General features: G+C 64.6%; 15 protein-coding genes. 11 read left to right on the forward strand and 4 right to left on the reverse strand.

Translation table 11 applies throughout. The features are described from left to right. Nucleotides 1-30 precede the first annotated feature (30 nt). From H3H37_RS12100 to H3H37_RS12150, 11 genes are all read left to right on the forward strand, one after another. Complete coding sequence (locus H3H37_RS12100) at nucleotides 31-1,530, forward strand: NADH-quinone oxidoreductase subunit M (protein WP_182162739.1); 1,500 nt, start codon at nucleotides 31-33, stop codon at nucleotides 1,528-1,530. Between the two features lie 21 nt (nucleotides 1,531-1,551). Next, on the forward strand, nucleotides 1,552-3,036 hold the full coding sequence (gene nuoN, locus H3H37_RS12105; protein ID WP_182162741.1) for an NADH-quinone oxidoreductase subunit NuoN: 1,485 nt from the start codon (nucleotides 1,552-1,554) through the stop codon (nucleotides 3,034-3,036). Beyond that, nucleotides 3,036-3,365, forward strand: a complete 330-nt coding sequence (locus H3H37_RS12110) for a DUF2818 family protein (RefSeq protein WP_182162743.1) — start codon at nucleotides 3,036-3,038, stop codon at nucleotides 3,363-3,365. The genes nuoN and H3H37_RS12110 overlap by 1 nt, the downstream gene beginning before the upstream one ends. A 31-nt stretch (nucleotides 3,366-3,396) precedes the next feature. Beyond that, entirely contained in the window at nucleotides 3,397-3,954 is a 558-nt protein-coding gene (locus tag H3H37_RS12115; protein WP_182162745.1) for an NUDIX domain-containing protein, read from the forward strand. Nucleotides 3,955-3,957: 3 nt separating this feature from the next. Further along, nucleotides 3,958-4,674, forward strand: a complete 717-nt coding sequence (locus tag H3H37_RS12120) for a hypothetical protein (protein ID WP_182162747.1) — start codon at nucleotides 3,958-3,960, stop codon at nucleotides 4,672-4,674. Between the two features lie 16 nt (nucleotides 4,675-4,690). Next, complete coding sequence (gene ispD / locus H3H37_RS12125; RefSeq protein ID WP_182162749.1) at nucleotides 4,691-5,404, forward strand: 2-C-methyl-D-erythritol 4-phosphate cytidylyltransferase; 714 nt, start codon at nucleotides 4,691-4,693, stop codon at nucleotides 5,402-5,404. Between the two features lie 8 nt (nucleotides 5,405-5,412). Continuing rightward, entirely contained in the window at nucleotides 5,413-5,910 is a 498-nt protein-coding gene (ispF, locus tag H3H37_RS12130; protein WP_182162751.1) for a 2-C-methyl-D-erythritol 2,4-cyclodiphosphate synthase, read from the forward strand. 109 nt (nucleotides 5,911-6,019) lie between these two features. Beyond that, entirely contained in the window at nucleotides 6,020-6,733 is a 714-nt protein-coding gene (locus tag H3H37_RS12135; protein ID WP_229218795.1) for a PEP-CTERM sorting domain-containing protein, read from the forward strand. Nucleotides 6,734-7,148: 415 nt separating this feature from the next. After that, nucleotides 7,149-8,039, forward strand: a complete 891-nt coding sequence (locus tag H3H37_RS12140; RefSeq protein ID WP_182162753.1) for a cache domain-containing protein — start codon at nucleotides 7,149-7,151, stop codon at nucleotides 8,037-8,039. An 89-nt stretch (nucleotides 8,040-8,128) separates the two neighbouring features. Then, the gene (locus H3H37_RS12145; protein ID WP_182162755.1) at nucleotides 8,129-8,431 is read left to right on the forward strand and encodes a hypothetical protein; all 303 of its coding nucleotides are present in this window, start codon (nucleotides 8,129-8,131) and stop codon (nucleotides 8,429-8,431) included. 232 nt (nucleotides 8,432-8,663) lie between these two features. Continuing rightward, the gene (locus H3H37_RS12150; protein WP_182162757.1) at nucleotides 8,664-9,071 is read left to right on the forward strand and encodes a VOC family protein; all 408 of its coding nucleotides are present in this window, start codon (nucleotides 8,664-8,666) and stop codon (nucleotides 9,069-9,071) included. Nucleotides 9,072-9,099: 28 nt separating this feature from the next. Here H3H37_RS12150 and H3H37_RS12155 read toward each other — a convergent pair whose 3' ends face one another. The 4 genes from H3H37_RS12155 to H3H37_RS12170 form a co-directional block, all read right to left on the reverse strand. Next, a complete protein-coding gene (locus H3H37_RS12155; RefSeq protein ID WP_182162759.1) occupies nucleotides 9,100-10,101 on the reverse strand; it encodes an FHA domain-containing protein in 1,002 nt (333 codons plus the stop codon). Further along, entirely contained in the window at nucleotides 10,098-11,477 is a 1,380-nt protein-coding gene (locus tag H3H37_RS12160) for a S1 family peptidase (protein ID WP_182162761.1), read from the reverse strand. The genes H3H37_RS12155 and H3H37_RS12160 overlap by 4 nt, the downstream gene beginning before the upstream one ends. Before the next feature lie 49 nt (nucleotides 11,478-11,526). Continuing rightward, the gene (gene ribA, locus H3H37_RS12165; RefSeq protein ID WP_182162763.1) at nucleotides 11,527-12,180 is read right to left on the reverse strand and encodes a GTP cyclohydrolase II; all 654 of its coding nucleotides are present in this window, start codon (nucleotides 12,178-12,180) and stop codon (nucleotides 11,527-11,529) included. A gap of 138 nt (nucleotides 12,181-12,318) precedes the next feature. Then, the gene (locus tag H3H37_RS12170) at nucleotides 12,319-13,020 is read right to left on the reverse strand and encodes a pirin family protein (protein ID WP_182162765.1); all 702 of its coding nucleotides are present in this window, start codon (nucleotides 13,018-13,020) and stop codon (nucleotides 12,319-12,321) included. Nucleotides 13,021-13,046: the final 26 nt, after the last annotated feature.

The following is a 13,046-nucleotide window of genomic DNA, read 5'->3' on the forward strand; positions in this document are numbered from 1 at the left end:
TAGCTGAACCGCATAGAGATAAAGATAACCATGATGCAGTCAATTTCTACATTACCTCCGTTCCTGAGCCTGGCGATCTGGGTGCCGATCGCCTTCGGCTTGCTGGTGCTGGCATTCGGCCGCGACAGCAACGCCGGCATGGTGCGCGTCGGTTCGCTGATCGGTTCGCTGGTCAGCTTCGCGCTGACCCTGCCGCTGATCTCCCACTTCGACAACGCCGCCCACGGCATGCAGTTCGTCGAGAAGTCGCCGTGGATCGAGCGCTTCAACATCCTGTACTCGCTGGGCATCGACGGCCTGTCGCTGTGGTTCGTGCCGCTGACGGCCTTCATCACCGTGATCGTCGTGATCTCGGCCTGGCAAGTGATCCAGAAGCGCGTGGCCCAGTACATGGGCGCGTTCCTGATCCTGTCGGGCCTGATGATCGGCGTGTTCTGCGCCATGGACGGCCTGCTGTTCTACTTCTTCTTCGAAGCCACGCTGATCCCGATGTACATCATCATCGGTATCTGGGGCGGCGAGAACCGCGTGTACGCGTCGTTCAAGTTCTTCCTGTACACCTTCTTCGGCTCGCTGCTGACGCTGATCGCCATCATCTACCTGTACAACGTGTCCGGCGGTTCGTTCGACATCCTGACCTGGCACCGCACCCCGCTGACGATGCGTGAGCAGATCTTCATCTTCATCGCCTTCCTGATGGCCTTCGCCGTCAAGGTGCCGATGTTCCCGGTCCACACCTGGCTGCCCGACGTCCACGTGGAAGCGCCAACCGGCGGTTCCGCCGTGCTGGCCGCCATCATGCTGAAGCTGGGCGCCTACGGTTTCGTCCGTTTCTCGCTGCCGATCACCCCGGACGCGTCGCACTACATGGCCAACTTCATCATCACGCTGTCGCTGATCGCCGTGGTCTACATCGGCCTGGTGGCCCTGGTGCAGAAGGACATGAAGAAGCTGGTTGCTTACTCGTCGATCGCCCACATGGGCTTCGTCACCCTGGGCTTCTTCCTGTTTAACGACATGGCAGTGCAGGGCGGCCTGGTGCAGATGATCTCGCACGGCTTCATCTCCGGCGCAATGTTCCTGTGCATCGGCGTGCTGTACGACCGCGCCCACTCGCGCCAGATCGCCGACTACGGTGGCGTCGTCAACAAGATGCCGAAATTCGCCGCGCTGTTCATCTTCTTCTCGATGGCCAACTGCGGTCTGCCCGCCACCTCCGGTTTCGTGGGTGAATTCATGGTGATCCTGGGCGCCGTCAAGGCCAACTTCTGGATCGGCATGATCGCCGCCACCGCGCTGATCTTCGGCGCCGCCTACTCGCTGTGGATGGCCAAGCGCGTCATCTTCGGCAAGGTGGCCAACCACCACGTGGCCGAGCTGACCGACATCGGTGCCCGCGAGTTCGTAATGCTGGGCCTGCTGGCCGCGGCCGTGCTGGCCATGGGCCTGTACCCCGCGCCGTTCACCGACACGATGCAAACCTCGGTCGCGGACCTGCTCGCGCACGTAGCGCACAGCAAGCTGCCTTAAGAAGAAAACGGAAACGCCTACATGAATACCACCAACATGATCCCGCTCTACGCAGAAGTCTTTCTGCTGGTCGCCGCGTCGGCGATCCTGCTGATCGATATGTTCCTGTCCGAGGGCAAGCGTTCGATCACGTACGTACTGTCGCTGCTGACGCTGCTCGTTTGCGGCTACTTCAGCTATGTCGACTACGCGGCTGGCACCACGGTCTACACGTTCAACAATATGTTCGTGTCCGACCCGATGTCCAACCTGCTCAAGCTGTTCACCTACGTCTCGGTCGGCATGACGCTGATCTATGCGCGCCAGTACGCCACCGACCGTGGCATGCTGAGCGGCAACCTGGGCGGCGAGTTCTATGTGCTGGCCCTGTTCTCGCTGCTGGGCCAGATGGTCATGATCTCCGGTAACAGCCTGCTGTCCATCTACCTCGGCATCGAACTGATGTCGCTGGCCCTGTACGCGCTGGTGGCCCTGCGCCGCGACAACGCCCAGGCCACCGAAGCGGCCATGAAGTACTTCATCCTGGGCGCCATGGCCTCGGGCTTCCTGCTGTACGGCATGTCGATGATCTACGGCGCCACCGGCACGCTGGACCTGTCCAAGGTGGCGCTGGCCGCCGCCTCGGGCACCATCAAGCCCACCATCCTGGTGTTCGGCCTGGTGTTCCTGGTGGCCGGTCTGGCCTTCAAGCTGGGCGCCGTGCCATTCCACATGTGGGTGCCGGACGTTTATCAAGGTTCGCCGACCGCCGTGACCCTGCTGCTGGGCGGCGCGCCCAAGCTGGCCACCTTCGCCGTCTGCATCCGCCTGCTGGTGGAAGGCCTGCTGCCGATGGCCGTGGACTGGCAGCAGATGCTGCTGGTGCTGGCCGTGCTGTCGCTGGCCATCGGTAACCTGACCGCTATCGCCCAGAGCAACATCAAGCGCATGCTGGCGTACTCGACCATCGCCCAGATGGGCTTCGTGCTGCTGGGCCTGCTGGCTGGCGTGGTCGGCACCAACCGCACCGGCGCCCCGGCCGCCTACAGCGCCGCCATGTTCTACGCCATCACCTACGTGATGACCACGGCCGGCAGCTTCGGCATGATCATGGTGCTGGCCCGCGCCGGCTTCGAAGCGGACGAACTGGCCGACTTCAAGGGTCTGAGCAAGCGCAACGGCTGGTATGCCGTGCTGATGTCGATCATGATGTTCTCGCTGGCCGGTGTGCCGCCGATGCTGGGCTTCGCCGCCAAGTTCTCGGTGCTGGCCGCCGTGCTCGGTACCGGCCAGATCTGGCTGACCGTGCTGGCCGTCATGTTCTCGCTGATCGGCGCGTTCTACTACCTGCGCGTCGTGAAGATGATGTGGTTCGATGAGCCGACCGACAGCACCCCGCTGTCCATCCCCGGCGACATGAACCTGGTGCTGAGCCTGAACGGCCTGGCGCTGGTGGTGGTGGGCATGCTGCCCGGCCCGCTGCTGGCCTCGTGCCTGAGCGCCATGACCAAGACGCTCAACACCTGATGGAAGTGTCTTCCGCCAGCTGGCTGGTGATAGCCCTGACTATCCTGGCCGCCAACCTGCCTTTCTTCAATGACAAGGTGTTCGCCGTGGTGCCGCTCAAGCGGCATCCGGGCGACCCGCGGACAGTGCGGCGCAAGCCGTTCTGGCTGCGGCTGGTGGAGATGGTGGTGCTGTATTTCGCCGTGGGGGCGGCCGGTTTTGCCCTGGAAGCCCGCATCGGCACCCCTTTCCCCCAGACGTGGGAGTTCTACGCGATCACGGCCTGTCTCTTTATCGTGCTCGCCTTTCCTGGATTTGTAGTACGCTACCTGCGCAAACACCACACCTGATATACTAGCCCTAGGGCAACATGGAGTGCGCATGGATAAGCATCTGAAAGAAGTCCGCGTCGACGGTGAAATGGCTTACGAAGGCAAGTTCCTCAAGGTCCAGAAGGACAAGGTGGCACTGCCGGACGGCCAGCACACGTCGCGCGAGTACATCCGTCATCCGGGCGCGGTCGTCATCCTGCCGTTGCTCGACGATGGCACCGTGTTGATGGAACGGCAATTCCGTTATCCGCTCAATCAAGTTTTCATCGAATTTCCCGCTGGTAAGATCGACCCGGACGAGGACCCGCTCGCTTGCGCCAAGCGCGAGCTGGAGGAGGAAACCGGCTACACGGCCACGGATTGGCAATTTGTCAGCGTGATCCACAACGCCATCGCCTACTCGGACGAGCACCTCGACCTCTACCTGGCGCGCGGCCTGAAAGCGGGCACGGCCAAGCTGGACGACGGCGAATTCCTGGAAACCTTCACCGCCACCATCGACGAGCTGCTGGACTGGGTCCGCAGCGGCAAGATCACCGACGTCAAGACCGTCATCGGCGTGTTCTGGCTCGACAAACTGCGCGCCGGCGCCTGGAAGCTGGACTGAGCCATGCTGTCGCTGCGGCCATTCCGGTTTCTATGCCGTTCGCTGCTCGCGCTGGCCTGCCTGCTGGCCGCGACGGCCGCGCACGCGGAACGCACGCCGTTCCAGATCCGTTGTGAAGATTCGCTCAGCAAAACTGTCACCGTGCTCACGGCCCAGCAAAGCGGCTACACCGTGGACACCCACCTGTCCTACAACGCCCTTACTACCATGCACGGGCTGGCGGCCGGCGCCGTCAAGGTGGCCGGGCTGACCCAGACCGATTCGCGCGTCAAGATGGGTTACACGGGCACGCTGCTGCAGGACCCGGACAGCGGCTACGAGTGCATCGCGCCGAAGATCGAGGTCAAGCTGTACTATGTGCCCGTGGTGATCTACGTGGCCCGTGAATTCCCGGTCGGCTCCTGCGCCTACAAGGAAATCCTCAACCACGAGCTGCGCCACATGAACGCCTACATGCAGCATTTGCCCAAGGTGGAAAAGACGGTGCGCGCGGCGCTGGCCAAGCGCTTCCAGGACAAGCCGCTGTACGCGCCGTCGGGCACGGCCATGTCGGCTTTGTCGCATGAGGTCGATAACGGCTGGATGGTCTACATCAAGGAAGAAATGCACAAGGTGGACGCCGAACAGGCCCGCATCGACGCGCCCGAAGAATATGCGCGCCTGAGCCAGGCCTGCGGCGGCGAGATCCGCAACGTGCTCAGTGGCGGCCACTCCTTCTGAACCATAGCAAGCACTGATGACTGACAACACCGCTGGCGCGCCGCGCCACTACGCCCTGATTCCTGCGGCGGGCGTGGGCGCCCGCATGGCGGCCGACGGCCCCAAGCAATACCTGACCGTGGGCGGCAAGCCCATGCTGCGCCATGCGCTGGAAGCCTTCCTGGCCAGCGACCGCATTGCCCACACCTACATCGTGGTCAGCCCGGCCGACGGCCAGATCGATGCCGTGGTGCCGCCCGGCCTGGATGGCGTGACGGTGCTGCGCTGCGGCGGCGCCACCCGCATGGAAACCGTGCAGAACGCCTTGCACGCGCTGCGCGCGCAGGTGCGCGATGGCGACAGCATCCTCGTGCATGACGCCGCCCGTCCGGGGCTGACGCCGGCACTGATCGCCCGCCTGATCGATGGCGTGGCCGGCGACCCGGCCGGCGGCCTGCTGGCGCTGCCCGTGGTCGACACGGTCAAGCGCGCGGCCGGCGGTCAGGTCGCCACTGTCCCGCGCGACGGCCTGTGGCTGGCGCAAACGCCGCAGATGTTCCCCTACGCGCTGCTGCGCCGCGCGCTGGACGCGGCCACCGACGCCAGCGCCATCACGGACGACGCCAGCGCCGTGGAGGCGCTGGGTCTGTCGCCCCGGCTGGTGCCCGGCGATCCGCGCAACCTGAAAGTCACGCTGCCGGCCGACGTCCGCATCGCTGAAATGTATTTGGCCCAACCCACTTCGAATTGAGCACCGCCATGAATCCCACTCCCGCACTCCCGTTCCGCATCGGCCAGGGCTATGACTGCCACAAGCTGGTGGAAGGCCGCAAGCTCATCATCGGCGGTGTCACGATTCCGCACCACGTGGGCCTGCTCGGCCATTCCGATGCCGATGTGCTGTTGCACGCGATCACGGACGCCATCCTGGGCGCCGCCGCGCTGGGCGATATCGGCAAGCATTTCCCGGATACCGATCCGCAATTCAAGGGCGCCGACTCGCGCACGCTGCTGCGCGAAGCGTGCAAGCGCGTGGTGGCCACCGGCTACGTGATCGGCAACATCGACGCCACCATCATCGCCCAGCAACCGAAGATGGCGCCCCACATCGCCGCCATGTGCGCCCACGTGGCCGAGGATCTGGGCGTGGCCGTGGGCCAGGTCAACATCAAGGCCAAGACCAACGAGAAACTCGGCTACCTGGGGCGCGAGGAAGGCATCGCGGCGGAAGCGGTGGCCTTGCTGATCCGCGCGTAACGCCGTCTGCGCACAAGAATCGTCTTGTGCAATTTGAAAGAATGTCTATATACTAACATTTCTCGGAATTACAACCAGGACTATCCGTCCTATCTCTGGAGAAATCAGTATGCGAACCATTCTTGCCGCGCTTGCCCTAGCGACTCCGCTGTTCGCCCAGGCCGCGATCCCTGATGTGCACACCCGGACGCTCGACCTGAGTTCCATCGTCGATAATGCGGACTCACAGATGTTGGATGTGCTGGGCGTCGGAAACGGCGTCGTCACCGTCACCACGGCCCCCTGGCAAACCATCCACCATGATCTGGTCGCCGGTGGCAGCTTGCCTACCGTGAGCGAATACATGCTCTCCATGACGCTGACACCTGCCACCGGTTATGTCATCACGGGGTATTCGATCTCGGCATCGGTGTCGGGCGTCTTGAAGACCCCGGAAAAACCCCCTGAGGCCAATGGTACCTGGGTGCCGGGCCAGGCGAGCAACGAGGCCGTCATCTACCTGCCGGATGCGCAGGGTGGTCTCACCTCCGGGAGAATGAACAATGTCACTACCGCCACGCCGTTTGAATATGGCGTGCACGGCCTGTCGATCAGCCACGCTACCCACCTCCAATTCGGCACTTTCGCCAACGCGTCTGCGGCTTACGCGAGCTGGGACGACATGTTCGGCACCAACAAGCTAAGCTCGTACGCCAAGATGGATGTCAGCGCGCCGTCACTGACGATTTACACGGCGTTGGCGCCGGTGCCCGAACCTGAGACCTGGGGCATGCTGCTGGCTGGCGTTGCCGTGATCGGTATGGTCAAACGCCGCAAACACTGAGCGTCTGGCCGGACTTTTAGCGAGCCAGGGAGGGGGCGAGGGGCGCTTTCCGCTGCTCCAATCCACCACACCGTTGTTGCAGAATGGTACGGTCGTGCCTGCGTTCTGTCAGGCACGACACGCTTTACTGGCGTCCGCATGGCGCCACATCCGCCACGATTCAGCCGCTATCCATCCGCAATCCAGCCGCAATGCCGCGTGCGTGCCAGCGCCGCCTGCGCCCAACCCCTGTCCCGTCAATTTTACGTCACTCAGGCAGCGTAAATGGCCTGCTACTTGCTTCCCCTGATGACTGTATGGTCTTCGGCACGCGCCGCCGGTCGTCGTTGCGGCAAACGTTGTCGTTGTTCATGCTGGTGCCACACGCTGCGCGTCATGGGCATGTTGGCTGTCACTATCTGAACTGGAACGCACTATGAAACGACATTACATCAGCGCATTAACTCTCGCCGCCGCGTCGGCATTGCTTGCCATGCCTGCCGCGCACGCGGGCGATGCTCCGGCGACCAGTCACTACGGCAGTATCGAGCGCGCGCAAGCCAAGCGTGCCACGGAACTGCTCGACAGCGCGGTCGAGTATCTGCAAAAGAACGGCCCGGAAAAGGCCTTCGCGAAATTCAATGAACCGGCCGGCCCGTTCGTGCACGGGCCGTACTACGTGTATGCCGTCGACATGGACGGCTTCATGGTGGCCAATGGCGGCTCGCAAGTGGGCCTGGTGGGCAAGAACGAGATCGACCTGCGCGATGCGGCCGGCAAGCCCCTGATCCGCGACCTGCTGGAACAAGCCCGCGTCAACGATACGGGTTCCATCGAATACCGCTGGCTGAACCGGGTCAGCAACCACATCGAAAACAAGGTCAGCCAATACCGCAAGGTGGACAAGTACATCCTGTGCGTGGGCTATTACACGCCGCGCGGCTCGGTGGAGGAAGCGCAGGAATTGCTCGACAAGGCCGTCGCCTACCTGAAGAAATCCGGCGACAAGGCAGCCTTCACGGCCTTCAACAGCCAGCAGGGCGGCTTCCTGCATAACGACCTGTACGTGTTCGCAATCGGCATCGACGATGGCCGCTACCGCGCCTCGGGCGACTCGCCGCAACTGTCGGGCATGGACGTGCGCGGCCTGCGCGATGCGGCTGGCAAGCCCATGGTCGAAGAGATGATCAAGCTGGCCAAGAGCAAGGGTTCGGGCACGGTGGACTTCGTGTGGCGCAATCCGGCCACCAACGCGGTGGAGCAGAAGCACTCGCTGATCCAGCGCGTGGACAACGTGTTGCTGGGCGTCGGCTACTACAGCAAGTAAGCGGTCGTTTCCCGCTGCGCGGCCGGCCCCTTGCCGGTCGCGTCCGTTCTGCTACCATGGCGCCCTGAACGTAACCAGGAGGGGCCGCCATGGCACGCGATATTTATGCATACCGGCCGGTGGCCGTCGAATCCGTGCTGCGCGACGGGCGGGTGCAGATCCGCCCGGTGCCGGGGCAGGCCTTCTCGCCGGAGCTGCTGGTGCAATGCTCGCGGCGCCTGTGCGACACCAGCATCCATCCACTCGGCACCCGCTTCCTGCTGTCGGCCAAGCTGACCGACCGGCTGGGCGGCACGCCTTACCTGTACGCATGGCATGGCGACGCGGAGCAGGTGCTGTCGGCCGCCGAGGCCAAGCGCTTCCTGGCTGAATTCAAGCGTGGCCGGATCTAGATGCTAACCTTGACGGGGGGAACTTTAGCTTGGCGAGGTGGTCGCAATTTGCGACCACCTACCGCTTTTCGCGTTTAGCGCGCAGAACATGAAGGCGGCGGGAAGCGGTGATTGTTCGCCACAGCGTTGAGCTCGGCCACGTCGATGCCGAACACCGGGCCGAGGCTACTGGCATTTATGACTTGTACTATCATTCCCTTCTTGCAAGCGTGATCAAACCCTGGGAGGGCAAATGATACACATACGTGAAATCGATCACATCGTGTTGCGCGTCGTGGATGCGGCCGTGATGGAGCAGTTCTACTGCAACGTCCTGCGCTGCAAGGTCGAGCGCCGGCAGGAAGAGATCGGCCTGATCCAGTTGCGCGCTGGCCGCTGCCTGCTCGACCTGGTGCCGGTGGACGGCAAGCTCGGTCGCATGGGCGGCGCCGCGCCCGGCGCGGAAGGGCGCAATGTCGATCACATCTGTTTCCGCGTGGAGCCGTTCGACGAGGCGGCGATCCGTGGCGTGCTGGCGGCGGCAGGCGTGGAAGCTGGCCCGGTCGAATCGCGTTATGGCGCCGAGGGCGAGGGGCCGTCCATCTACCTGAACGACCCGGAAGGCAATACCATCGAGCTGAAAGGCCCGGCCTGGTCGTGAGCCAGGCCACGGATGCGCGACGGCGGGTTTATTCGCCGCCGGCGTCGCCTTCCTCGTCCTCGTCGTCGCCTTCGTCGTTGTCCTTGCTGGCGCGGGTGCGGGCGGCGTCGGCCTCGGCTTTGAGTCTGGTGGCGCCGGCCATGAAGTCGGCCACGCTGTGGTCGGGGCTCTGGCGCAGCGCGGGCGGCAGCAGCACCGACATATAGAGTTCATCAGCCGCGCGGCCCGTGCTTTGCACGTTGGTCATCAGGTTCAGGCCGGCGCCGGCCAGCAACAGGATGGCGCAGCTGACGGCGAAGCGGCGCGGGTAGTGCGGCTTGATGGTCCACAGGTGGAAGAACAGCATGCCGCACACCAGCGCGATGGTGGCCACGTTGCCGTAGCGCGTCAGCCATTCGGCCGAGAAGGCGAACGCCAGCACGTCGCTCAGCACCCGCCAGGCGCCCACGGCGAACAGGCCGGCGCCCAGGATGAACAGGTGGCGGCCCAGCCGCGCGTGGGTGCCGAACAGGCGGTTGGCCAGCGCCCAGCCGCCGCTCCACGCCAGTCCCACGCCCAGGCCGGACACCACCACCAGCAGGTAACGGATCGGTTGCAGCGCGTCGATATCGGCCAGCCAGTTTTCCAGGCCCGCGAACAGGCCGATCAGCAGCAAGCCCACCAGCGCGGGCGCCGCGCCTTCCCAGCCGTGCATGGTCGTATCGGCCAGTTCGGGCGCGACGGCGAAGTCGGCCCCGCGCAGGCGCACGCGCGTGTGGCCCAGCCGCACCACGGCGTTGCCGTCGAGGGCGACGCTGGCCACGCGCTTGCCATCGCGGATGCTGCCGTTGCGGCTGCCCAGGTCGCGCAGCACGGGCGCGCCATGCTCGTCCGCTTCGATCACGGCGTGGTGGGCGCCCGTGTGGGCGTCGTCGAGGATCAGGTCGTTGTCGTAGGCGCGGCCCAGGCGGATCGGCAGGGTGTCGAAGCGCTGGCGTTGCAGCACGTCGCCGCCACGGCCGAGCAGTTCGATGTAGTAGGGCGCCTTCATGGCCGACCTCCGTTGCCCAGTGCTTCGAGGAAGGCGCGCGTGACGCGCAGGCCGTTGTCGTAGGAGACGCCGCGCGCGTCGAGCCGGCTTTGCAGATTCATCAGCGGCTGGTCGGTGCTGGAGGTCAGCAGCGCGAAGTCGTACAGCCCGTCGAACTTGCGGTAGGAGCGCACGCACAGCACGGCCCGCATGGGCAGCGTGCCGTTCTTGACGAATTGTTCCGTGCAACTGGGGCCGCTCAGGCGGCTGTCGCGCGTGGAGCCGAAGTGCTCATTCTTGAATGAGTCGCTGGCCAGTTGCGAGAAGCGCAGCGCGCCCAGGCCGGTGCTGCGCAGGTATTGGTGGCGGATGCTGATCTGGCCCGTCTGCAGCGAGCCGCTGACGAAGATGGCCGATTCCATGGCGCAGTTGGCGTTGTCCACGGTGAACGGCTTGTCGGCCTTGACGGTGGAACGGCCCCAGCAGCGCATCTGCTCCGACTCGCGCACGGGCACGCGGTAGGGGCCCATGTTCTTCAAGGCCAGCGGCGTGGCCAGCAGGCTGTCGACCATGGCGCGCTGGTGGGCCAGCAGTTGCGCCGCTACGATGGCGGTGAAATCCTTGGGCGCCTGTTTTTGCTGCGCCACTTGCCGCAGCAGTTCCTGCGCGTAGCGGGCCGGCACCAGGAAGCTGACCAGCTCGCCATCGAGGCGCTTGGACACGTTGACGCCAGCCACGGCGCCGTCGCCCGTCACGCTGGGACCGCCGCTCATGCCGGCGTTGATGGGGCCGGTGAACATGAGCTGGTCGTAGAAGCTGCGCGCGATCACGCCGTTGTAGGCGCCTTCGGAAATGGCGAAGCCCAGGTCGAGCGGATTGCCCAGCGAGTACAGGTACTGGCCCTGGCTCAGCGTGGCCAGATGGTCGGGCAGCTTGAAGAAGCCGGTGCCGTTGCGGTTCACGCGCAGTACGGCCAGGTCGTGCAGCACGTCCACGGCCAGCAGTTCGACATTGCCGCGCTGGCCGCTGGTGTCCACCCATTCGCCCACGTAGGTGGCGGGATCGAGCGCGAATTGCGATACCACGTGGTAGTTGGTGACCACCAGGTTGCCGGTGCCGATCAGGAAGCCGGAGCCGACCGACGATTGGGTATGGCCGCTGCGCAGCAGCGAGCGCACTTGCAGGATGTCGTTCTTGGCCGAGGCGTACAGTTTCTGGGCCGCGCTCGACGGTGGCGGCAGGGCCGCGCCGTCGGGCTTGGCGGCGTTGCGGGTGGCGGCCGGCGCGGTGAGCGGGGCGGCCGCCTGGGCCAGGCCGACGCCGGTGTCCGAGGCGGCCAGCGCGGCGGCGCTCGCCCAAGTCAAGGTGGAGAGCAGGGCGATGTGGGGAAATTTCATGCGGGCCTATGACTTGGGGCGGGCGCCGGAGCGGCGGGGCGTGGGCGGGTCAGAGCTCGCCGTCCTCGGCCGCGGGCGGCGTGGTCGGCGTCATCATGTGGCCCAGCTTGGCCGCCTTGGTGTTCAGGTAGTGCTGGTTGAAGGCGTTGCGGTTGACCAGCAGCGGCACCCGTTCCACCACTTCGATGCCGAGCTTGCCCAGGGCGTCGATCTTGCGCGGGTTGTTGGTCATCAGGCGCAGCTTGGTGACGCCGAACTTGTCGAGCATGGGTTTGACCAGCGCGTAGTTGCGGGCGTCGGCCTTGAAGCCGAGCTGCTCGTTGGCCTGCACCGTGTCGGCGCCGCCTTCCTGCAGGCGGTAGGCGCGGATCTTGTTGATCAGACCGATGCCACGGCCTTCCTGGCGCAGGTAGAGCAGCACGCCCCGGCCTTCGGCGGCGATCTTCTTGAGCGCGCCTTCGAGCTGGGCGCCGCAGTCGCAGCGCTGCGAGAACAGCACGTCGCCCGTCAGGCACTCCGAGTGCACGCGCGCCAGCACCGGTTCGCCGTTGCCGATGTCGCCCAGCGTCATGGCCAGGTGTTCCTTGCCCGTCGCATGCTCGACGAAGGCATGCAACGTGAATTGGGCCCATGGGGTCGGCAGCGCGCAGGAAGTGGTGTAATCCAATTCAACGTTGACGGGTGTTTCTGCGCTCTGCGACATGGCTGTGCTCTTCAAAAAATGGCAAAAATAGAAAAAAGGGCGCGCCGGGCTGATACCCACACCCGGCGCGCCCTGACATCATACCAAATCTCGGCGAAAAATTATTTTGAGGACATTCTCGACTTGGTGCCGGCGCGCTCAATATGGCAGATCGAACAACAGAATCTCCGCATCGTCGGCCTGTTCCAGCGTCACCTGCGGCTCATCGCTGAGCTTGAGCGCGTCGCCGCCGGCCAGCGCCACGCCGTTGACGGTGACTTTGCCCCGGATCACGTGCACATAGCCGAGCCGCTGGGGCGCCAGCGTATGGCTGACCCGGTCGCCGGCGCCCAGGATGGTGGCGTACAGCGCCGCATCCTGGTGGATCAGCACCGAACCGTCGCGGCCGTCGCTGGAGGCGATCAGGCGCAGCTTGCCCTGTTTGCTGTCGGGCGCGAAGTGCTTTTCCTCGTAGCTGGGGGCGATGCCGGTCACGTTGGGCATGATCCAGATTTGCAGGAAATGCACGCCTTCCGTGGGCGAGTGGTTGAACTCGCTGTGCCGCACGCCGCTGCCCGCGCTCATCCGTTGCACGTCGCCATAATGCAGCACGGAGCCGGTGCCCATGCTGTCCTTGTGCTCCAGTGCGCCGTCCAGCACATAGGACACGATCTCCATGTCGCGGTGGCCGTGGGTGCCGAAGCCCTGGCCCGGCGCCACGCGGTCCTCGTTGATCACGCGCAGCGGGCCGAAGCCCATGTGCTGCGGATCGTAGTATTCGGCGAACGAGAAGCTGTGTTGCGATTGCAGCCAGCCGTGACGGGCATCGCCGCGTTCTGCGCTTTTGCGTACTTCCAGCATGGTGGACTCCTTTTCCTGTTTGGGTT

It is taken from the genome of Rugamonas brunnea, assembly GCF_014042345.1.
Classification (GTDB): domain Bacteria; phylum Pseudomonadota; class Gammaproteobacteria; order Burkholderiales; family Burkholderiaceae_D; genus Rugamonas; species Rugamonas brunnea.